The organism is Teredinibacter purpureus (assembly GCF_014217335.1).
GTDB classification, from domain to species: domain Bacteria; phylum Pseudomonadota; class Gammaproteobacteria; order Pseudomonadales; family Cellvibrionaceae; genus Teredinibacter; species Teredinibacter purpureus.
In genome coordinates, this window is record NZ_CP060092.1 from 3,412,089 (window position 1) to 3,434,974 (window position 22,886).

The 22,886-nt window shown below is 45.4% G+C and carries 18 protein-coding genes; 9 read left to right on the top strand and 9 right to left on the bottom strand.

Going from position 1 to position 22,886, the window contains the following annotated elements; genetic code table 11:
* Nucleotides 1-14: 14 nt before the first annotated feature.
* The 3 genes from H5647_RS14880 to H5647_RS14890 are packed head-to-tail and all read right to left on the bottom strand — an operon-like array spanning nt 15 to nt 3,215.
* A complete protein-coding gene (locus H5647_RS14880) occupies nt 15-671 on the bottom strand; it encodes a hypothetical protein (RefSeq protein ID WP_045859678.1) in 657 nt (218 codons plus the stop codon).
* An 11-nt stretch (nt 672-682) separates the two neighbouring features.
* Nucleotides 683-1,498 carry an NAD(+) diphosphatase gene (gene nudC / locus H5647_RS14885; protein WP_052692093.1) on the bottom strand — a complete coding sequence of 272 codons (816 nt, stop codon included), beginning with the start codon at nt 1,496-1,498 and terminating at the stop codon, nt 683-685.
* Nucleotides 1,485-3,215 carry a hypothetical protein gene (locus H5647_RS14890; RefSeq protein WP_045859679.1) on the bottom strand — a complete coding sequence of 577 codons (1,731 nt, stop codon included), beginning with the start codon at nt 3,213-3,215 and terminating at the stop codon, nt 1,485-1,487. The genes nudC and H5647_RS14890 overlap by 14 nt, the downstream gene beginning before the upstream one ends.
* A 486-nt stretch (nt 3,216-3,701) precedes the next feature.
* Here H5647_RS14890 and nhaB point away from each other — a divergent pair, with 486 nt between their 5' ends.
* Nucleotides 3,702-5,204: a sodium/proton antiporter NhaB gene (gene nhaB, locus H5647_RS14895; RefSeq protein WP_045859680.1), complete on the top strand. Its 1,503-nt coding sequence runs from the start codon at nt 3,702-3,704 to the stop codon at nt 5,202-5,204.
* A gap of 4 nt (nt 5,205-5,208) precedes the next feature.
* On the opposite strand, the gene dnaQ is transcribed toward nhaB, so the two are convergent.
* Genes dnaQ through H5647_RS14910 form a run of 3 tightly spaced genes read right to left on the bottom strand, consistent with a single transcriptional unit; the run spans nt 5,209 to nt 7,218 of the window.
* Nucleotides 5,209-5,925: a DNA polymerase III subunit epsilon gene (dnaQ, locus tag H5647_RS14900; RefSeq protein ID WP_045859681.1), complete on the bottom strand. Its 717-nt coding sequence runs from the start codon at nt 5,923-5,925 to the stop codon at nt 5,209-5,211.
* Between the two features lie 14 nt (nt 5,926-5,939).
* On the bottom strand, nt 5,940-6,371 hold the full coding sequence (gene rnhA, locus H5647_RS14905) for a ribonuclease HI (protein ID WP_045859682.1): 432 nt from the start codon (nt 6,369-6,371) through the stop codon (nt 5,940-5,942).
* A gap of 4 nt (nt 6,372-6,375) precedes the next feature.
* On the bottom strand, nt 6,376-7,218 hold the full coding sequence (locus H5647_RS14910) for a methyltransferase domain-containing protein (RefSeq protein WP_236074915.1): 843 nt from the start codon (nt 7,216-7,218) through the stop codon (nt 6,376-6,378).
* Nucleotides 7,219-7,373: 155 nt separating this feature from the next.
* On the opposite strand from H5647_RS14910, the gene gloB reads away from it, so the two are divergent.
* Both gloB and H5647_RS14920 read left to right on the top strand, forming a co-directional pair.
* Nucleotides 7,374-8,153 carry a hydroxyacylglutathione hydrolase gene (gene gloB / locus H5647_RS14915; protein WP_045859683.1) on the top strand — a complete coding sequence of 260 codons (780 nt, stop codon included), beginning with the start codon at nt 7,374-7,376 and terminating at the stop codon, nt 8,151-8,153.
* A gap of 142 nt (nt 8,154-8,295) precedes the next feature.
* Nucleotides 8,296-9,933, top strand: a complete 1,638-nt coding sequence (locus H5647_RS14920) for a lytic transglycosylase (RefSeq protein ID WP_236074916.1) — start codon at nt 8,296-8,298, stop codon at nt 9,931-9,933.
* A gap of 76 nt (nt 9,934-10,009) precedes the next feature.
* Here the strand turns inward: H5647_RS14920 and H5647_RS14925 are convergent, their stop codons facing one another.
* Nucleotides 10,010-11,419 carry an HDOD domain-containing protein gene (locus H5647_RS14925; protein WP_236249148.1) on the bottom strand — a complete coding sequence of 470 codons (1,410 nt, stop codon included), beginning with the start codon at nt 11,417-11,419 and terminating at the stop codon, nt 10,010-10,012.
* 212 nt (nt 11,420-11,631) lie between these two features.
* Between H5647_RS14925 and H5647_RS14930 the strand changes: the two genes are divergently transcribed.
* The 6 genes from H5647_RS14930 to H5647_RS14955 all read left to right on the top strand — a co-directional run bounded on the left by H5647_RS14930 (nt 11,632) and on the right by H5647_RS14955 (nt 20,716).
* A complete protein-coding gene (locus H5647_RS14930) occupies nt 11,632-13,683 on the top strand; it encodes a M3 family metallopeptidase (RefSeq protein WP_052692094.1) in 2,052 nt (683 codons plus the stop codon).
* A gap of 80 nt (nt 13,684-13,763) precedes the next feature.
* Nucleotides 13,764-15,404, top strand: a complete 1,641-nt coding sequence (locus H5647_RS14935; RefSeq protein ID WP_045859685.1) for a peptide ABC transporter substrate-binding protein — start codon at nt 13,764-13,766, stop codon at nt 15,402-15,404.
* A gap of 8 nt (nt 15,405-15,412) precedes the next feature.
* Nucleotides 15,413-16,342 carry an ABC transporter permease gene (locus H5647_RS14940; protein WP_045859686.1) on the top strand — a complete coding sequence of 310 codons (930 nt, stop codon included), beginning with the start codon at nt 15,413-15,415 and terminating at the stop codon, nt 16,340-16,342.
* A 7-nt stretch (nt 16,343-16,349) separates the two neighbouring features.
* Entirely contained in the window at nt 16,350-17,246 is an 897-nt protein-coding gene (locus tag H5647_RS14945) for an ABC transporter permease (protein ID WP_045859687.1), read from the top strand.
* A 5-nt stretch (nt 17,247-17,251) separates the two neighbouring features.
* Nucleotides 17,252-18,871 carry an ABC transporter ATP-binding protein gene (locus tag H5647_RS14950; RefSeq protein ID WP_045859688.1) on the top strand — a complete coding sequence of 540 codons (1,620 nt, stop codon included), beginning with the start codon at nt 17,252-17,254 and terminating at the stop codon, nt 18,869-18,871.
* An 81-nt stretch (nt 18,872-18,952) separates the two neighbouring features.
* Nucleotides 18,953-20,716: a peptide MFS transporter gene (locus H5647_RS14955; protein WP_045859689.1), complete on the top strand. Its 1,764-nt coding sequence runs from the start codon at nt 18,953-18,955 to the stop codon at nt 20,714-20,716.
* Between the two features lie 225 nt (nt 20,717-20,941).
* Here the strand turns inward: H5647_RS14955 and H5647_RS14960 are convergent, their stop codons facing one another.
* A complete protein-coding gene (locus tag H5647_RS14960; RefSeq protein ID WP_045859690.1) occupies nt 20,942-21,307 on the bottom strand; it encodes a hypothetical protein in 366 nt (121 codons plus the stop codon).
* 294 nt (nt 21,308-21,601) lie between these two features.
* Nucleotides 21,602-22,822 carry a winged helix-turn-helix domain-containing protein gene (locus H5647_RS14965; protein WP_045859691.1) on the bottom strand — a complete coding sequence of 407 codons (1,221 nt, stop codon included), beginning with the start codon at nt 22,820-22,822 and terminating at the stop codon, nt 21,602-21,604.
* Nucleotides 22,823-22,886 lie beyond the last annotated feature (64 nt).

Consider the following 22,886-nt stretch of genomic DNA (forward strand, 5'->3'; position numbering starts at 1 on the left):
CGTAGTTTAATAATTTAACGCCAACGCTCAACCGCTCGAGTTGCGACATCATTCATAGGTCTGGCAACTAGGCCACTCGCACTCAGCGATATCTGATAGAAAGCCCCGTCCTCCATCGGGAGGTAAGTCGCACTGCCATAGCTGGCATCAATAAGAGGGACAAAACCTCCACTATTTTGCAACCAACTCCAACTATCTATCCAATACTGATTTTCTGATAGCTGATGAACACTACGTTTTTTTCGGTGTTCATCCTCAAGTGAATAATACCGCCCACTAAGGCGGTCTAAACGGTACCCAGGCTTCGCCCCCATTCCCTTAAGAAAACCCGTCCAAGCTATCACTCGAGCATCGATTTGCCATTGATCTCCATAAATTACAACGCTGTTTTCAGACCCCTCATGGATCAACGTTAAGGTTGCAGTGTAATCTTGAGTATCATTCTGACTAAAGCTGATTGTACCTAACGTTTTTTCACTCAAAAGTTGTTTGTAACTTAACAGATCCAAGCTAACTAGCACCATAAATACAGCTAGTGCGAGTAAACCTAAGCCTACACTGCCCCGCATCCACGCAATAATCCAGCGGCCTTTCCCCACCATTTTCAAGCCAAAATAAATCGCCACTAGTGATATCACTATAATGAGGCTTACGAATCCGCTGTATAACATGCTCGCTCCTATTAGCTGACCGCTTGGTTCGTTTTATCTTTTACAAACCGCCTTATTAATTGCCCGGAAATCGTACTCTCCGGAGGAATAAGGGGAAGATCACTGTAATGGAACCAGTCGGCCTCTAAAATTTCTTTTTCGTCAATACGTATATCGCCAGCCTTATGCTCGGCAATAAAACCAAACATTAACTGCCCAGGAAAAGGCCAAGCTTGAGAGCCTGCATACCGAAGGTTATGTACGACAAGCCCAACCTCTTCCTCCACTTCACGGGCAAAAGCCTGCTCTGCATTTTCCCCCACCTCAATAAACCCCGCCAGTGTACTAAACATTCCCTCTGGGAGCCTATCTCCTCTTGCGAGTAAGCAATGATTTCCACGGATAATTAAACCAATGACACAAGGTGATATTCGAGGGTAAAAATTTAATTGGCATTGCTGGCAATCTAGGCTAGGTTCATCGTCGGCTAACACCGTTTTACCGCCGCACTTGCCGCAGTATTGATGCTCGATAAGCCATCGGCTCGTTTGAACCGCTCGACTCGCCACTTGAAACGCCGCCTGATCGATATTACCCAGACAACTTCGGAGGCTACGCCATTCCAATTGATCGCATGCCAAAGACGCCGTTGAGCACAGGTAAAGCGTTAACGAAGGTGTGAGTTTAAAGTGGAGGGCCTCACACAGAAAGCCTGACGGTAGTTGCGAACGGGATAAAAGGTATTCACATGACCCCGCTTCTACCAATAGTCGTTCGCCGTCTAAAACAACGATAATACGAATAGGTGTCTCATCCCCATTGCCCTTTGAGTGACTAGTCCTCTCCATAAACAGCTAAACCGAGAGTTTCGAGGCTTTCTTCTGCAATTTTGAGTACAGACTCATCCATCTCTAAAGAGGCGTTAGCAGAATCCAAATAATATTCAACCGCCACCACCGCATCGGCGAAGGTTTCGAGCAATTCTTTTAGCGCCGCTGGTCGATCTTGATCCATCAAAACCCCATCAACAAAATCAACGCACTTTGAAAGAATTTCAGCCGCGCGATCCTTCTTGAGCATTATCATTCCGCCACGCACAGTGTTTAACGTTTTCGCAATGTTACGTATATGGCCACTATCAAAATTAGAATCCGCATACGACGTTAATGCGCGCTTGGTGAGGGATAAGCCCGCTTCGCACTCTTCTATTACAATTCGGCCTGCCTCTGACAGCTCGTTTGAGGCAATAATTTCTGTTTGCGCGAGTTTGTTCGCCTCGGCCAATTTTGCATCGGAGAGTTTGGCATTTTCAAGGGAGGCTACCGCACTATCTAAGTACAACATGGTGCTGGCAACATCTGAAAGCTCGCTGAGCTCAGGGCCATTTTCTTCTAGTTTCCACAAATGAATGCGCTTTATTTCATCTTTTAAGATATTGCTGGGCGAGACAAGCCCAACTATCGATAAGATTTCCGCAATTTTTTGCAAGTTACCCAAAAACTCGTCGAGATCATCAATTTTTTGGGTACTGCTTTGCGCAGCACTTTCAAGCACCTTTTTCGTATTTGAGAGCTCGCCCTGTAGCACTTTTGCAAGGGACATAACCGTGTGCGCACTGGGGCCATGAAGAGCATCACGCTCATTCGATAAATCAGTATCTTTGTAGTCGAAATTTTCAATATCATATTTCGACCGAATATTACGGATATCATCCGAGTCTTTACCCGAGAGCGCTAATAAATAAACCAACTCTTTCAGCAAAGCCCTAGGGGGAGAGGCATTAAGAGCGCCCTCTCCATTTTGCTGAACTTGCCTTAGTACGCGATCAATTCGACCAAACAACATTTTCCGCGTTTCGAGCAATGACATATTCTCCGTTTGCATAGCATCGAGCACGAGATTCGACATCCACCAAAGTTGTGTCAAAGCATGGCTACTGCCAGACAAACGCTGCATTCGGATCATCGCTCGGCGCATCATGGCATAAGAGTTTTTAACCTGTTTTTCACGCATCAACCCCAGAAGCCCTATTTGATACATTTGGCGCAGTCTCGACACCACCTGATCAAACGCGCTTCCTTGCAGATCTAAAGGCTCGAAAGCCGGCATTACCGGTGTTTGGCTTAAATCGACATGAAAAAAATGACACTCGGTAAGCGCCGGTTCAAACCGAACTTTTCGGAGTTCATTAATTTGAGGAATAAGCAAAACAGGAATTTTTCGCTCAACTTGCTGAATGTATTCTAGGTAACGCGTTAGCACAAAAAACGTATTCGATATAACTTCTAGGCGCCTGTCATATTCGGCACCTGAATTGCCCGGGGATATATCCGTAGCGGTTACCAGCAGCTCTTCGGCTAGCAAACAAGCCCCACGAAATTGAATTAACCGCAAAATGCCGACTATCTGACGAATGCCATCTATGCAGTTTTGCAACGATTCACTATTTTGCTGCTGCCCTACGAAATTTTCTAAATTACGTGCCGAGTCGTCAATGGTGGCCACTAATTCATCACGCACTAATTTAAGTGATTGAAAATTAACGGCATCAGTTGATGAGTTCACTATACGACGTCCTCGCTAGGGGTGGGTTCTTGCCGGAATACGGATGTATAATTCAGTTAAGTATAATGGCTAATGTTAAAAAGTCTTTAATTTTCTGAGAGTTACCCAATTACCTTAATAGAAAATCTCGATCTAGTCACATTGCCTTGCTTAACACGTACGACACTGCAAACGACGCCACAACATCAACCAAGGCGCCTAAGGGACCAAATTCTATACTGGGCGATCAATATTCGCCCAACGCCAAACAGTAAGTCTCTGATAAATGTTGATTTTTAAGTAAAACTCCGTCATTTTACCGGCCCGCTTGGACATGTAAAATCAATATTATCATTGCGCAAGCGGGGCAGTCGTCGCAAGTAAACAACCTCTATTCTGGCCCTTTAGCACTCTCCCAATGGCGTTCATACTATGAGCTACTCTTAATGGGTTAAGTTAGAAAGTCAGCATCAGCCTTATTTTTGTGATATTTAAGGAATTCACGCCATGCAACAAAACCCATTAGCCGCCCTAACGGACAATTTTCTCGGTCAGTCTGGTACCTGGTACAAGCAAACAATCATAGCGTTTCTCGTAATTAACCCCTTTCTCTTCGCTTTCGATCCTTTCATAGCGGGTTGGGTACTCATCCTCGAGTTTATTTTTACACTGGCTATGGCGCTTAAGTGCTACCCCCTTCAGCCGGGCGGCCTACTTGCAATAGAAGCTGTTGCGATTGGAATGACCTCTCCAGAGAGTGTTTTTCATGAAACCGAAGCTAACTTTGAAGTAATATTACTGCTGATGTTTATGGTGGCAGGCATCTACTTTATGAAGAGCCTTCTACTTTTTGTCTTCACAAAAATATTGCTAGGTATACGCTCCAAAATACTGTTATCGCTACTCTTTTCGGTGGTCTCAGCAGTTCTTTCCGCCTTCCTTGATGCGTTAACCGTGACCGCCGTACTCATAGCCGTCTCGGTAGGGTTTTACGCTGTTTATCATCGATACGCATCTGGGGGGCATAAAACAGGTAATCACGACCACTCTCACGATGGGGATGTTCACGATCACCATCGTGAGGATCTCGAAACCTTCAGGGCCTTCTTACGCAGTCTCGTGATGCACGGCGCCATAGGTACCGCATTAGGCGGCGTTTGCACGTTGGTTGGTGAGCCCCAAAACCTACTAATTGCCCAGCAAGCGGGATGGGATTTCATCGAGTTTTTCAAAGTTATGGCCCCTGTATCCATGCCAGCCTTGGTTGCAGGCCTTATGACTTGCGCGCTTGTCGAAAAGCTTGGTGTGCTGGGTTACGGTGCAAAATTACCCGAGAGCGTACGAAAAATATTAATGGACTTTGATCAGGAAGAATCGGCTAAACGAACCACGAAAGAAAAGGTGGAGCTTATTGTTCAAGCAGTAGGCGCCCTGTTGTTGGTTCTCGCTCTCGCGACTCACGTAGCTGAAGTCGGTCTCATTGGGCTTGCTATTATTGTCTTCTTAACAGCGTTCAACGGTATTATTGATGAACACCGTATCGGCCACGCATTTGAAGAAGCGCTCCCCTTTACGGCATTGCTTGTTGTGTTTTTCGCTATTGTTGCCGTCATTCACGACCAACATCTATTCCAGCCTATTACCCATGCGCTGCTGTCATTGGATCAGAATATACAAGGGCCGATGTTTTTTGCAGCAAATGGTATTTTATCTATGATCAGTGACAACGTGTTTGTCGCTACCGTATATATTACTGAAGTTAAAAGTGCTCTAGAGGCTGGCGAGATTAGTCGCGAGCACTTCGACTTGCTAGCAGTTGCCATTAACACCGGTACCAACTTGCCAAGTGTTGCAACCCCCAACGGACAAGCGGCTTTTTTATTCCTTTTAACCTCCGCTTTAGCCCCACTTATTAGGCTCTCATACGGCCGCATGGTAATAATGGCTCTGCCTTATACCTTTGTATTAGGGATAGTAGGCTTTATTGCCGTCTTTCAACTAGCCGGTTAAAACCCTAGGGTTTTAACCATACACAGTTGCCACCGGAAGCTTTGTCTACGGTGGCTAATTTAGACTCATGCAGTGCCAGCTCTTCATCGCTGGCACGTATGACCTTTAAAGTACGGCGGGCATTGTCCATGCGCATAATTGTATCGCCACTCTCACCGCTATCACTTCCCTCTACTTGGTTCGCATTTAATGCCAAATTAGTTTGGCCACCGGTCATTAGCAAATAAACGTCAGCTAGAATTTCCGCATCCAGCAGAGCCCCATGCAGGTCTCTCTGAGAGTTGTCCGCACCGTACCGCTTACACAAAGCATCGAGGTTATTTTTCTGCCCCGGATGTTTTCGGCGTGCATAGACCAGGGTATCTAAAATCCCACAACGCGCTTCGATAGTGGCCAAATTTTGATTCATCTGTTTTAGCTCATGATTCAAAAAGCCCACATCAAAGGGAGCATTATGAATAACGAGTTCTGCATCGCCAATAAACGTTAAAAACTCTTGCGCAATTTGAGCAAACACCGGTTTATCTGCCAACATTTCATTGGTGATACCGTGCACCTCAATGGCACCTTCATCAATTTCACGCATAGGCTTGATATATTGATGGTAATGTCGGCCCGTTAATTTACGGTTCACCATTTCCACACAACCAATCTCAATAATCTTATGGCCTTGAGATGGCTCCAGACCGGTTGTCTCTGTATCCAATACGACTTGTCGCACGTTATAATTCCTTTCTATTGTTCATCAATGCCACGATTCGCCAACTGGTCAGCAATGTCATTTTCACGATGACCACTGTGCCCTTTTACCCAATTCCACTGCACAGTATGCCTTGCGGCTTGTTCATCAAGAGCCTGCCACAAATCCTTATTTACCACGGGTTTTTTAGCCGCATTACGCCAATTATTGCGCTTCCAATTTGTTATCCACTCGGTAATGCCTTTACGAACATACTGAGAATCAGTCACCAGCGTGACATCACAGGATTCTTTGAGCGCGGTTAATCCTTCAATTGCCGCCTGCAACTCCATTCGGTTATTCGTGGTATGAGCTTCGCCACCGTAGAGTTCTTTTTCAGTATCGCCGTGCCGTAATAACACGCCCCAACCACCAGGCCCGGGATTACCTCTACAGGCCCCGTCGGAAAATAATTCAACTTTTTTCAATGGATTACCGTTTTAAATGAAATTTATTTTTGCGCCTTAACGGCAGTATTAAAGCAGATCGACTACTTCGAGCACTCATCGAGCGCTTACGTATTTGCGAAGCCCCCAGCAATGTAGATTTATCCCACTCGGGTTTAAGGGGTGTTAACCCGACCTTATCTTTTCGCGCTATCAGGCAAAAAGTCGAGCCAAAAGGCACTGTTGAACCTGTTTTACATGACATAAAACGGCTGTGCACCTGATAGCGAGCGTGATTAATGGGTAAATTATGCGATAGATATTGAAGCCTAACGCAGGAAAAATCCAAAAACTCTAACCAATCGCGTAACCGCCCCGCTCTCAACGCTCGTCGTTTCCAGATAACATTAGCGCTGTAAAATTGAGCAATTAACTGAATCAATCCCAGCATACTCAGAGGGTTGAACCCGAATATAACAATATGCCCACGCGGCACCGTCACTCTAGCGGCTTCTTTGAGCACTTTATGGGGGTTATTGGAGAACTCCAGTACATGATGCAACAAAGTAACATCTATTGATTCATCTGGCAGTGGCAAAGCATCCAAATCGGCCAAACCTTGGACATCACATAGATGGGTTTTAACATCGGAGGAATTCACAACCGCTGGCGACAAAGAAAAACAATGGTTGATACGGCTAGACTCAGACAGGCGCCGATTGGGCAACACGCTAAGCTGCATAAGGTGGTAACCAAATAAACAACTCAGCTCTTCACTTAACACCTGTTGTTGTGCAGCCAACATTGATTGCCCAAGGGGTGTTTCGTACCACTTAGCAATACTCCCGATGGTTTGGTGCAATGGCTTGAGACTAGTATGCGCTCTCATAAAATTCTTCAGCATTTTGCCTTGTTGCACTTTCGAATGTGACGCAATAATGTAACACTCCCCAAAAGAAAACAAGCGCTTCGAAAGAAGGTACTATACCTTTATGTAACGCGCGACCAATCACACCAACTCCTCCAAATATTATATATATCAATATGATAGAGATAAAAGCTATACCAATACTTCAAGATAACTATGTCTGGGCATTGCTACCCAAAAACTCAAACGATGCCATTATTATTGACCCAGGCCTAGCCGAACCGGTCACGCAGTTTCTTCAAGAAAATAACCGAAAGCTCACGGCTATTCTAGTGACACACCACCACTGGGATCATACCGACGGCATAAAAACATTAGTAGACGCTGCGCAATGCCCTGTCTACGGGCCCGACAGCCACGCCATACCGCAGGTTACACACCCACTCATTAGCGGTGCAACTATCTCACCTTGCGCTAATGGTCAACTGGCTGTAATCGCTATTCCCGGTCACACCGAAGAACATATCGGCTATCAACTGTTACACCAAGAGCAACCTATTCTTTTTTGTGGTGACACGCTCTTTTCTGCCGGCTGTGGGCGGCTACTCGGTGGCACCGCCGAGCAACTCAAACACTCATTAGACATGATCAAGGAACTCCCTTCATCGACCCTCATATACCCTACTCATGAATATACACAGGCCAATTTAACGTTCGCTAAAGCGGTAATGCCGAACAACCGCAGCGTTAAAGATTACACCCGATGGGTCGCTCAACAGCGCAACAAACACGCGATAACCCTACCCACCACCGTAGCACGTGAATTAGCACTTAACCCTTTTATGCGCTGCAATGATCAAGAGGTGGTAGACGCTGTAAAAGGTCATTTCTCAATAGACGCCTCCGACGAGCAAACGATTTTTACCCATTTAAGGCTTTGGAAAGATCATTTTTGACCGAGAGGGCCGGCCTTGCAATCCCTGACTCGACCAGTAAACTGCAGTTCTTAACGTTGTTTCTTGCGAAAATCACAGCGCATAGAACCAATATGAAAGGCGAAGGTCACACCTATTCGCCAATTGATACCAAAGAGATAATTTGACGTACCCTATGCCTGCACTGACTCAACGAACTATTCGCCTTTTTCAAGCCACTTGCTGGTCGCTCATCCTCTCGAGCCTATTGCTTTCCGGCTGTGCAAATGTCTCGTTACCGCAATTGGTCAGCGGCGAGCAAGCCGTGAACGAAACGCCCACGATTCCTTTTTTACTTGAAGAACCCGAAGATTCGCTTTCAACTGAAGACATAGCCCTGCTGCCCGAACCTCTTCCAGAGGATCTATGGGCCCGGATAAGACTCGGTTATCAACTCGACAAACCGATGAATAAACGAGTAGAACAGCAACTAAAATGGTATGCGAAGCACCCCGAATACATGAACCGTGTGGCCAAACGCGGCGAGCGATACCTGTTTCATATCGTCGATGAAATTGAAGCCCGAGGGTTACCTATGGAGCTCGCGCTGTTACCCATCGTTGAAAGCGCTTTTGATCCATTCGCCTATTCCCACGGACGAGCTTCGGGTATTTGGCAGTTTATCCCCGGTACCGGCAAAATGTTTGGGTTAAAACAAAACTGGTGGTATGACGGACGACGCGACATTACCGCTTCAACCGATGCTGCACTACGCTACCTTGACAGGCTTCACAAACGTTTCGACGATGATTGGATGCTGGCGCTAGCCTCATACAATAGTGGCTCTGGTAACGTATCGAAATCCATGCGAAAAAACCGCAAAAAAGGCAAGCCGACAGATTTCTGGAATTTGGCTCTACCCCGTGAAACAGAAGCTTATGTACCCAAGTTAATTGCCCTAGCAATACTTATTAACAACCCCGAAGACTACGGTTTAACGCTTCACTCTATTCCTAACAAACCCTACTTCGCCAAGGTGGAAACTCACGCTCAAATCGATTTGGCGCAAGCAGCAGAGCTTGCTGAATTAGATATGGATGCCTTTTACCACCTAAACCCCGCATTCAATCGCTGGGCCACCGACCCAGACGGCCCGCACTCGTTACTCGTTCCCATTGCGAACGAGGCAATATTCACACAGAAATTATCAGAAATCCCTAAAGAAGAGCGCGTAACGTGGGAACGCTACACCATTCGAAACGGGGATTCGTTATCCACTATCGCGTCACAATATGACATTAGCGTTCAGTCGCTCAAAACCATCAATAACATACGCGGCTCAACTATTCGCGCAGGGAAAACACTCATGGTACCCGTAGCGACCGCCGGCACCGATTTCTACAGCCAAAGCCTTGAGCAACGTCTAGCGCATAGACAAAACATGAGTGGCCGATCAGAAACTGGAACACGCGTTAACCACAAAGTAACATCAGGTGAAAGCCTTTGGACTATTGCCAAACATTACAATGTGAGCACACGAAAAATTGCCCGCTGGAACAATATGGCCCCCAAAGACCCTATACACCCCGGTCAAAAACTGGCCATCTGGACCAGTACAAAGCCCCTACAAACCCCATCTAGTAACGCAGTTATTCGAAAAGTGTCATATAAAGTTCGACAAGGCGACTCACTTCATCGAATAGCCGATAAGTTTCAACTAAAGGTGAAGGATATTATGCGCTGGAACCAACTTAACGCAGCGAAGTACCTACAACCAGGGCAATCGATCACCTTGTTTGTCGACGTTACTCACGTTAACTAGGCTCTTTTTCGCCGCTATAAAGGCAGCCAAAGTGCAACGCAAAGGTCACGCTCACGCAAATACAGTGAGCGTTTCTTTAGTGCTTCTTCGGTTGTCGCGTCAAGCAAAGCTGAGCCTGTCCGGCAAAATGCTTAAAACTTTCAAATTGCTCCTGATCAAGCTGCCCACCAAAAGTCCATCGATCGGCATAAAACAAACCTACTTTTCTCTCATCTAACTGAAGCACGGAAATAAACGCCGGAAATTTACCCACAATACGTTTAATTTCATCATTGAACAGATGGGTATTCGTTGCGACTGCGTTTTGATCAAACCAGTGATTACTGCCTTGCGATACTGCCTGGGTAAAAATATTTTCGCTATAGGGCCCTATATCAAACAAAAATCGAGAGCGCCAATGCTCCGTGCCCTCCCCTAATACATATTTTGCTTTGAGCTTTCGCTTATCAATAAAAGCGATAGCTACACGCTCTAAACCAATACCGCGGTGCATGCCTTCCAATACCATTTGGAAAATAGTGTTCACATCCAGCCGATCTTCGGACGCAGTAGAGAGTTCGCGTAATATGCTAAGCTGAACACTTGGGTCTCCTTTAAGTATTTTACTAATCGGTTTGCGCTGCGTAGCATCGACTATTTTTGTACTCGAGGGGATCAACGGGCAAGCTTCTGAAACACCATAGTTTAAAGCGACCTGAGCCGCTTGATCTGCGCCATCGCGTACCATTGCAAGTGCCGCTTCGGCATCCATCGATGTATACGCTACCACTTCTTTAAGTACTTTTTTTACCTGTGGGCTCGTCCAGCCATAAAGAGCCGCCCGGCTAAGCCTCTCCCCTGTGATAACCGCTTTTACCTTATCTGAAACGGGCGCCTGATTTCTCAACGCTTCCTCTAGGGTATCGCCAAGCTTCCAGTGCCTGGCCAACTCACGCGTAATCGCCTTAAACGAAGTGCCCAATACCGAATCCATAGCCTGCTTACGCGCTTTAGCGTCCTCTGAAAAAAGTACTGGGTCATTATATTGTTCGTCGTCCAAAGACCAAAAAGACATCTCACCCAGATGGAATAATAACGCCGCTATAAACACTTCCTCCGACGCTTTTTCGTCTATTTTTTGTACAAGCAAGCGCGCCTGAGTTGCAGCATGAAAACCCCGCGCAATCAGTTTTAACAACTGTTCTTTAGGGTGCTCACCTAGCAGAGCATCCATTACCAATAAAGAGATGCAAATAGCACGTACACCCTTTAAACCAATGAGAACAATCGCACGGCTAACGGTGTTAATCTGGGTTTTGCCGTAATTATATTGAACACTATTGGAAATTCGCAGCACATGTGAAGTGAGCTGCGGGTCCCGTAAAATAACCTCCGCTAGCTGATTAACATCGGCGTCATCACTGCCCGTAATCTTGTTTAACTCCGCTATTACGTCACCGAGAACGGGTAAATCTTGTTTCCGTAGCCTTTCTGTCCAAGCTTTCAACCCCTTTGTCGCCATTGAAATAACCCGATAATTGAATAAATGATCTGATTAAAGTGTAGCCCAGCACCCATCATTTGAGCAGTTTTCACGGTTAGACGACAATTGGCGTTCATAGAGTACCGCAATCGGCTGCAGCGCATTTCGCAGCACTAGCGTTTTGCGTTAGACTTTGAGGTAATTGAAACACTCTTTAGACGAAGGTATACAATCTCATGCGCCCTACTACCCACGCGGCTATGTCACGCTCCCTCCAATCTAGAGGCATAATAGTATTAACGCTCATCATCCTTTCTCTTGCCGGTTGTTCATTTAACAACCCGGAAATAGATGATACAAAAACGAGCTGGACTAAATTCGATGACCCTCAAGCTAGCCAATATCAACGCGAATGCAAGGGCGATATAAGCCTCTCCGCCGCCATGTTTGGCAACCTCGAGAGCGATCTTGTAACCCGTGACAATTTACTAACCGAAATAAACCGTTTAGATATTCTGCTTGATAGAAGCTTGAGTAAATCCGGCTTGTACCGAAACGTGCACCCCAACGCAGACGTGCGAACAGCCGCCGATGAATGCCAACAAAAATATATAAAATTACTGACGGACATATCACTGTCCCGTGCTATTTTTAACAAATTACTCGCAATCGATCTAACGAGCCTCGATAAGCAAGATAAGCGCTATGTAGAAAAAATGATCCTTGACTACAAACGATCCGGCGTGAACCTAGAAGACGACGCCCGCGCGCGTATTTTCGAGCTTAACCAAGAAATATTAACGCTCGGCCAGTCTTTTAATAAAAATGTACGTGAAAATGTACGCGCTATCCACATCAAGTCCAGCGACAGGCTAGAAGGTTTGCCACAAGATTATATCGATAGCCACAAGCCCAACGATAAGGGCGTCATTACAATCACAACCGCCTACCCCGACTATTTTCCAATAATGCAATACGCTACAGACGATGCGCTACGGCTCGAAATTTACAAAGAATTCCGAAAACGAGGCTACCCGGCCAATCAATCAACATTAAAAGAACTCATAGAAAAACGTCACGAACTCGCGCAAATACAAGGTTATAAAACTTACGCCGAATATGTAACAGAAGAGTTGATGATACGCACCCCGGAAGCCGCCGAAAATTTCATCAACAAGGTTAACGATCTAGCTAAACCACAAGCCGATAAAGAATACCAAACGCTTCTCACGCAACTACAAACCCTCTACCCCGATGCAACCGAAGTGGGTGACTGGCAAAAAACCTTTATAGAATCGCGCGTTAAAAGTGAAACTTTCGATATAGACTCACAGGAAATACGTCAATACTTCAGTTATACCAATGTAAAACAAGGTGTATTCGATTTAACTGAAACTATGTTTGGCGTAAAGATAGTGCCATGGCAAACAGACGTATGGCACGAATCGGTTAACGCCTATGAAATGTATGACGGCAAAAAACTTGTTGGCCGATTTTATCTCGATATGCACCCGCGTGAAGGGAAATATAACCACGCAGCAGCCTTCGGCATACAAGACGGCATTAAAGGCGTTCAACCGCCTATCGCTGCCCTCGTATGTAACTTTCCGGGTGAAAAAGATGGCAATGAATTGATGGAGCACGAACAAGTCGAAACGTTTTTGCACGAATTCGGCCACCTACTCCACGCCTTATTTGGTGGGCACCAACGCTGGCTATATTTTTCAGGCATAAAAACTGAACGAGATTTTGTTGAAGCTCCATCTCAAATGCTGGAGGAATGGGTATGGGATGCCGAGACACTGAAAACTTTTGCACGAAATGCCAATGGCGAGCTTATACCTGACGAGCTTGTAGCAAAAATGAATGCAGGGCGCTATTTTGGCCGCGCCCTATGGACACGCCATCAAATGTTCTATGCCTCTGTATCATTACACTTTTACAACCAAGATCCCGACGAACTTGATCTAACCAACACAATGGCCGAACTACAACAAATCTATTCGCCTTACGGCTATGTAAACGATACCTACTTCCACAACAGCTTTGGCCACCTGTACGGTTATTCTGCTGCTTATTACACCTATATGTGGTCACTGGTCATTGCATCAGACATGTTCAGTGAATTTGAAAAACAAGGTTTACGCAACCCGTCTATTGCGAAACACTATCGCGATACTGTACTAGCCCCTGGTGGAACGGCGGATGCCGCCATACTGGTTGAAGATTTTCTTGGGCGGCCGTACAGTTTTGAAACCTTCTCAAATAAACTCAAAAACAATCCTTAAGCGTTTGTTCTCTAATTAACAGTGGCGCCAATACCCATTGCGCCACTGAGTAAAATAATACCTAAAAAGAGCAGTTAATCATGACCAAGGCATTACAAGCACTTATTATCAGTACACTATTATGTGTAGTGGTCGGTTGCGGGAAACAAGAACTTACGAACGTAGAGTTTGGTAATAACAATCAAATACTATTTATAGGTAACGGCGACGAACCCCAAGGCCTCGATCCCCATACCACCACCGGCATGCCAGACTTTCATGTTATTTCGGCCCTATTCGAAGGGCTAACCTCACTCCACCCAAAAACCCTAGAGCCCCAACCCGCTATCGCCGAAAGCTGGAAAATATCCGACAACAAACTTGACTATACTTTTTCGATACGCAGTAATGCCCGCTGGTCCAACGGTGACAGTTTAACCGCCCACGACATCGTTTACTCATGGGAACGGGCACTTACACCCAACATGGCAAACCCCTACGCTTACATGATGCATTACATCAAAAATGCAGAATCTTTTAACGTAGGTAAATTAACCAATTTCAAACATGTCGGTGTAAAAGCTATCGATGACAAAACGCTGCTGGTAACCCTCACAAACCCTACCCCCTTTTTCTTGGAACTGCTTGATCACCACACTTATTATCCCGTACACCCGCCAACCATCAAAAAACATGGCGATATGACAGATCGTAACTCACAGTGGACTCTTCCAGAGAATATGGTAAATAGCGCGCCCTTCACACTTAAACGATGGGAAATTAACAGTGTTATTGAGGTTGTCAAAAATCCTCTTTACTGGGATGCCGAAAACGTAAAGTTAAACGCGATACACTTCCTGCCCATAACCGACCAACAAGCTGAAGAACGGGCATTCAGAAGCGGGCAAATACACTTGACCGACACACCGCAAATGGCCATAGAAAAAATTGCCACCTACGAAAAAAAATCGCCCGAACTACTCCAAAAATATGCAGTTTATTCAAACTATTTCTACTCAATAAATACAACACGCAAACCCTTTGACGACATTCGCGTTCGCAAAGCATTCTCCTATGCGATAGATCGCGAAGCTCTTGTAAAGCATATAACCAAGGGAGGGGAAGTACCGGCTTTTAATTTCGTACCGCCAGATAGTTCAGGCCACAAACCAAACGCGCATTTTAGCTACGATCCAGAACAAGCTCGGGCGCTGCTCAGTGAAGCCGGCTATCCCAATGGAGAAGGCGTTCCATCTTTCGATATTTTATACAATACCCATGACAACCACAGAAAAGTGGCGCTCGCGATTCAACAAATGTGGCAAGACACGCTAAATGTTAAAGCCAACCTTGTGAACCAAGAATGGAAAGTTTTTTTAGACACACAACATAATATGCACTACGACATTTCGCGCTTTGGTTGGGTTGCCGACTATCGTGACCCCAGTAATTTTTACGAACTACTGTTATCGTACGGCGGCAACAACTATACAGGTTGGAAAAACGAAGATTATGACACCGCTATTTTAGCGGCCCAAAGTGAACCCAATACCGCCGCCCGATATGCCCTTTTTGAACAAGCAAACAAATTAATAGTAGACGAAATGCCTATTATCCCTCTCTACTTCATGGTCGATTTAAACTATGTACAACCCAACGTTAAAAATTGGCACCCTAATGTTTTACATCGACATCCCTTTAAATCGGTCTATCTAGCCACACCCCAGCCAGCCAGCGAGTAACGTAACACGTGTTTAAATTCATCTGTATTCGCCTGCTATCGGCTGTGCCCGTTTTATTTTTGGTCGTACTCATTACATTTATTCTTATTCGGATGGCGCCAGGAGGCCCCTTCGATGAAGACCGTGCGGTGCCTCCGCAGGTACTTAAGAACCTTAACGAGCGCTATCACTTAAACGATCCTATTGTGGTGCAATTTAGCGACTACGTCATCAATATTTTACAGGGCGATTTTGGCCCCTCCTTTAAATATCCTACACGTTCTGTCACAGAGTTAATTGCTACCGGTTTACCCGCAACCATCGAGCTTGGCCTGTACGCCCTGCTCTTCGCGATTTTACTCGGTATTTCGTCTGGTATAATCGCAGCCTTAAAACCCAACACCCTCCAAGATTATATTCCCATGTCTATTGCCATGACGGGTATCTGTTTGCCCTCGTTTGTGATGGGCCCACTTTTAATACTCGGCTTCGGCATAGGGTTGGAATGGCTACCTGTGTCGGGCTGGGGGCTCTCGCCGGGCGATAAAATTCTGCCTTCCATTACACTCGGTTCGGCCTATGCGGCCTATATTGCGCGTCTAACCCGAAGTGGCATGCTCGATACTCTATCCCAAGATTACATTCGTACTGCACGCGCAAAAGGCGTCTCAAAAACAACACTTGTGCTACGCCATGCACTACGAGGCTCACTTACGCCTGTTATCGCTTTTGCTGGGCCTGCTGCTGCGGGCCTACTCGCAGGCTCATTTGTGGTGGAAACAATTTTTCAAATACCGGGGCTTGGGCGTTTCTATTTACAAGCCGCTTTTAATCGTGACTACACCATGATACTGGGCACCACTATCTTTTTTGCATCGCTTATTCTCTGCTTTAACCTTATAGCCGATATTCTACAAACATGGATGACGCCAAAACTGCGTCAATCCCTAAATCGTTAACCTACCTATGTTTTTTCGTATCAGCACACCTCGTCACGACATTGCGCAATTTGAAGCAGGCCGCTCGCTCTATCAAGACGCCTTTAATCGTTTGAAAAAAAATGTTCTCGCCATGAGCGGGCTAGTGCTACTAATTGTGATGTTGAGCCTATCAATTTTTGCGCCATGGATTACCCCCTACGCCTACGACACTCAAAATTTGAACCTAGGTGCAACTGCGCCATCTTTACAACACTGGATGGGCACCGATATTTTTGGCCGTGATCAGTTCACTCGAATACTCTACGGCAGTAGAATCTCGTTAATGGTGGGGTTTATCGCTACCGCAGTGGCACTGATTATAGGCGTACTCTGGGGCACCCTAGCAGGATACATTGGCGGTAAAACAGACGCCTTTATGATGCGTATTGTCGATATTTTGTATGCGCTACCCTTTGCCATATTTATCATTCTACTTACCGTCGTATTTGGTAAAAGCCTATTTCTTTTATTCCTCGCTATTGGCGCTGTTGAATGGCTAACCATGGCGCGCATTGTACGCAGCCAAATTATGGCACTTAAACATCAAGAATTTGTTGAAGCGGCCGTTTCAATGGGATTAAGCCAAAGACACATTATGGTGAGGCACTTAATCCCTAACATTCTCGGCCCTATTATCGTCTACACAACGCTCACCATTCCAAGCGTAATATTACTAGAATCTTTTTTAAGTTTTCTAGGCTTAGGTATTCAACCGCCTCAAAGTTCATGGGGATCATTAATTTCCTATGGTGTTGAAACCATGGAAGAATACCCTTGGCTTATTATTTACCCCAGCATATTTCTCAGCACAACTCTATTCGCACTTAATTTTTTAGGCGACGGCCTACGCGACGCTTTCGATCCGCGTAGCGCTAAAGATTAGCTACCATGAAAAAACAACACTCCATTTTAAATGTTACCAATCTCAGCGTCGACTTCCATACCCGTGAAGGTATTACAAATGCCGTTAAGGCTATAAGTTTTGAACTGAATAGCAGTGAAATACTCGGGATCGTCGGCGAGTCGGGTTCAGGAAAATCTGTTTGCTGTTATAGCCTACTAGGGCTAATACCTACACCACCAGGAAAAATCAAATCTGGAACAGCCATATTCGAAGAAAAAAACCTTCTAGCATTATCCGAAAACGAGTTGCGGCGCATTAGGGGTAATAAAATCAGCATGATTTTCCAAGACCCTATGACATCACTAAACCCTTATATGAGCGTAGGCAATCAGCTTATAGAAGCCTATACACTGCATGTCAACAACAATAAAATAATGGCCAGAAAAAAATCTATCGAGCTATTAGAAGAAGTCGGCTTAGTGAATGCAGAGAAACAACTAAACGCGTACCCCCATGAGTTTTCAGGCGGTATGCGCCAACGTGTAATGATCGCAATGGCGTTAATTTCCGAACCTACCCTACTCATCGCAGACGAACCCACAACCGCGCTCGACGTAACCATTCAAGCACAAATAATAGAACTTATTAAACGAATACAAGCATCACTAAATTTAGCGGTAATTTTTATTAGTCACGATTTATCCGTACTATCATTAATTGCCGATCGTATACTCGTAATGGAAAATGGAAAAATTGTAGAGCAAGGCGAAACGCAAAAAGTATTTGCTGAACCTTCACACCCTTACACACGAAAACTAATAGCGGCTGTACCAAAAGGCACGAAAGCGATAGACAAAATATGTCAGAAAAAAACCACACCACTCCTAATCGCCAAAAATATCACTAAACGCTTCCCTATAACCCAAACGGGGTGGAAACCGTATCAAACTGATCACTTTACCGCTGTTAAAAATGTTTCGCTAACCATCCATAACGGTGAGATCGTGGGCTTAGTCGGCGAGTCTGGGTCTGGAAAATCAACGCTTGGCCGCAGCCTCATTCGCCTTACAGACTGTAACGCCACAGAATTAAATATTAATGGCCGAGAACTGCAATCGCTATCATCTGCAGAACTACGTTTAGCACGAAAAGATTTTCAAATAATCTTCCAAGACCCCTATGCATCCCTGAACCCGCGCTACACCGTATACGACACACTGGCCGAGCCATTGTTACACCATGGAATAGCGACGAAAAAAAATATACTCTCCAAAATTTATACCTTACTCGATGATGTAGGGTTAGAACGACATCACATGCGTAAATACCCGCATGAATTTTCTGGGGGCCAGCGACAGCGTATAGCCATTGCCCGCGCTCTAGCGGTACAACCAAAATTTATTATTGCAGATGAACCTGTTTCCGCTCTCGACGTAACCATTCAAGCCCAGATTCTAGAATTAATTTTACAACTTACCCGTAAACACGGGCTAACCCTACTATTTATATCCCATGACCTTGCCGTTGTACGCTATTTGTGCGACCGTGTAATAGTTATGAAAACGGGAGAAATTGTTGAAGAAGGATTAGCAGAATCAATTTTCTGCAACCCACAACATCCCTACACGCACCAATTATTAGCGTCGCTCCCCACACAGGTATAATACTGACATGATACCTACCGCTTCAGGCCGAAACACACACCCCTATATTGAAACCCGCAATCCAAAATTGGAGACAGTATTGTGTCAGCATTGATAACTAAAACCGATTTTCTTGGGCATCCAAAAGGATTATTCGTGTGTTTTACAACCGAGCTTTGGGAGCGTTTTTCTTTTTATGGTATGAAATATTTGCTGCTGCTTTACGTAACCAAATACCATCTATTTAGCGACGCCGCCGGCTACGATATACTCGGTGCCTACGCAGGCTTAGTCTACACACTGCCTCTTGTTGGTGGCCTTATTGCAGACCGTTATTTAGGTATGCGCAAAGCCGTTATATTTGGTGCCCTACTACTCACCGCAGGCCATGCGACCATGGCTTTTGAAGGTACACAAGCGATCAGCTACGCTGCCGGCACGGTACTCACCGAACCACTCACCTTAAATAATGGCGAACAACTCATAGCGGGCACTACACTAGCCGAAACAGTGGTAATACAAGACACTAAAGCATTGCGTGTATTTTTCTTTGCGCTTGCACTCATTACGTTAGGCGTGGGCTTTTTAAAACCCAACATCTCCGCCATTGTTGGGCGACTTTACACCTTGGAAGATGGTCGACGAGATGCCGGTTACACTATTTATTACATGGGCATCAATACCGGTTCTTTTGCCGCTATAATTTTATGTGGCTGGCTAGGTGAAACCTATGGCTGGAATTACGGCTTTGGGGCTGCGGGTATAGGGATGCTCTTGGGACTATGCAGTTTCCTTTATGGCCAGCGTTTTATTAAAGGCCACGTTGAACCCGAAAACCCCGAAAAACTGACACAAAATATTTTGGGCCCACTCAACCTAGAGTGGGCAATATACTTACTATCACTCCTTTCTCTCTCCCTTATTTGGTGGGTAATACAACACGAACATATCGTGCATATCACCCAAAATAGTTTACTGATTGTCGCAATCGTAGGTCTAATTTTTTATTCGCTACGGCATGATCAAACATCTATATTTAGCGACATACCTGCAACCACACTAGCATTACTGTCGATGGGTAGTGGTTTAATCTGGGCCACAACAGGCCAAGATATTGGCCTAGGGTTAATGATTACGGGTTTAGTTGCGTTCATTATTTATGGTTTTAACATCAACAAAAGCGACGAATACAGCCGCACGGTTGTATTAATGTTTTTAATTTTAACAAGCGTTGTATTCTGGGCGCTATTCGAGCAATCCGCCGGTAGCATGACCCTATTCGCGGACCGCGTACTCGATAGATCTCTAGGCGACGGTGAAATTCGCGCGTCAATGTTTGGCTCCTTAAATCCTGGGTTCATCATGTTACTCGGTCTTCCTCTCGCCTACTTTTGGACTGCACTTGGCAAACGCGGCTTGCAACCCAATACCGCAATTAAATTCGGGCTGGGCATAATACAGGCAGGGTTAGGGTTTGGTGCCTTAGTTATCGGTGCAGAATATACCAATGACGCCGGTAAAGTAGCGGCTATATGGATGGTGCTGGCCTATTTATTACATACCACCGGTGAATTATGTTTATCGCCCGTAGGCCTGTCAGCCGTGAGTAAATTATCCATTCAAAAAGTTGTCGGTGTGAGTATGGGCACTTGGTTTCTTGCCACAGCCCTGTCTGAAACTATTTCCACACGCATCGGAAAACTCGCCTCTATAGACACCTCCGGTGTAGAAACAGCCACAATCGCAACTATGCTCACAACCTATACCGATCTCTATACACTACTTATGTGGATAGGCATTGCAGTGGGCACGTTTGTTATCGCCGTATCGCCACTCCTTAAAAAAGGAATGCGCGGCGTCGAATAAGGGGGAAAGGGATTTAGAGGTTTTTTATTGGCGAATAATTTACTCTTTTCTACGGAAACTTTACAAACAATAGGATTATTCAAAACAAAGGGCAATGGAATGGAATGCAATGCAATGCAATGCAATTGAACCGATACTACTCCAGTAGCGATACTGCACTTTAATTGTACGCGAAACCCCGTGTAATAAGGCTAGTTATTTCGCGGTTGCGGCTAAGCTCGCAGCCTAAAGGCTATCAAACGGTGATATTTCAAATTGAAAAACCAAATCCGTTCCACAATACATACACTTGGTTTTATTCGCTGGAATGGATAGCTTACACTTTCCACACTCTACCTTAGCGGTATTTCGTTTTGTTCTGTCTAACGCCACTTCAACCATCATCTCTTTCAGTTTAGACAATGTAATATTTTCACTTTCTGACACCACACCCCATAGAACCTCGTTAATAATCGATAATGTTTCGAGTTTTTTTTCTAACCGCTCTATTCTAGAGGAGTTATCACTTGAATTCCTCGACGCTTCCCTAACCGTTTTTTTCTCGGTTAGATCTATAGCCGGCACATTATAATGACCTATTCCATCGTTCATTCTACTCTCCTTATCTGGACATTAAAGTAATCGTAAATTATGGGACTTGGTTAGCGTGCCTTACTCCTCGCAAACACCGCCAGCACTAACTGTGCATGTTGTCCTCTCACCGCTAGGACAACTTTCAACCGGGAGCGCATCCCCCTCTGGTTCGCCTTTATTATCCAGCCCTTTTATAGATTGCGAAAATCATTCTCTAGAGTCTAGAGCCGCCGCAACGGTGTCCAGTTGCAAATTTCGCTCAGCCATATCGTTATCACCCCCCCTTTGTAATGAGCACTGTTATACCGAGCGTCAGCCTAAATATTTTAGTGCTCGCAGCAAGGGCTGAGTGAGTTTTGTAGGGTAAACATTGGTTAACGACACCGTAGCACACTGTTGAAAATTACAAAATTGGGCTATGGCTGCTATAAACGCGACTTTCACTAGCTCGAAATCAACACCATGCGGCTCAAAATGGAGTGATTTAATTTCCAAATGGCTGGTTTTTCGATACGCTTTGCAATCCATTCGCCCGACGAATTCATCACGAAAAAGTAATGGCAAGCTGAAGTATCCATACTGACGCTTGGCGGCCGGCACGTAACACTCTATCTGGTAGTCGTAACCAAACAAAGCTTTCAGTCGTTCACGCTGGATAACGCTATTGTCAAAAGGCGAAAGAATGCGCAGGCGGTCACTCAACCGAGGCATTGAACGCTCTAGCGCTCCCACCTCTATAATAAATAGTTCGCCATTATTTAAACGTACCTGCTCTAAGGTGTGCTGTGCCACTCTCTCGTCCACCAACGCTTTCACCGCTTTACGTAATGCCGTATTGCGACGCAGGTAGGTCAGCCCTTTGAGCGAAACCAAACCATGGCACCGCAACTGTTGATTAACAATGTGCGACGCAAACGCTTCCGCAGTAGGCATTTGAGTGTTGACGCCGGATGATAGTACCCGCTCAGTCAAGTCATAGGTTTTTTGAAAGCCCTCTCTACCCCTGACCATTAAATCGCCTTCCATATACAGTTGTTCTAGCGCCTTTTTCGCGGGCTTCCAATCCCACCAGCCCTCGCGTTTTTCGGCGTTAGTGGCTATATCGCGAGACCGTAATGGCCCATCGGTTTTTATACGCGACATTAATTCAGCCATAAGTTTGGTGTCGCGAGTTTTATGCCAGTGGGTTTGGCCACTTTTAATAGCGTATTTATAAGGCAAGGAGAACCGAAAGTCGGCAATGGGAAGGAAAGCCGCCGCATGGGACCAATACTCAAAAATGTCACCATCGCGTAACATTTCATTTACCATCGCAGGCTCAAATTTAGGCACTCTAGAATAAAAAACATGGTTGTGTGCGCGCTCCACAACCGATAATGTATCAATTTGTACATAGCCCAACTGGTTAATAGCATTACGAGCACCTACCACACCACGCCCATAGGGCTGCGCTTGAATCAAGCCCTGAGAAAACAACGCGAGGCGCCGCAAGCGCGCCATCTCTTGCGGGCGCTTAAGTTCAATTGTGGTCATAATGGCCTGACACCCTGTAACTCATTAATATTGAAGATGACTATTGCTCTATTTTTTGATAGTT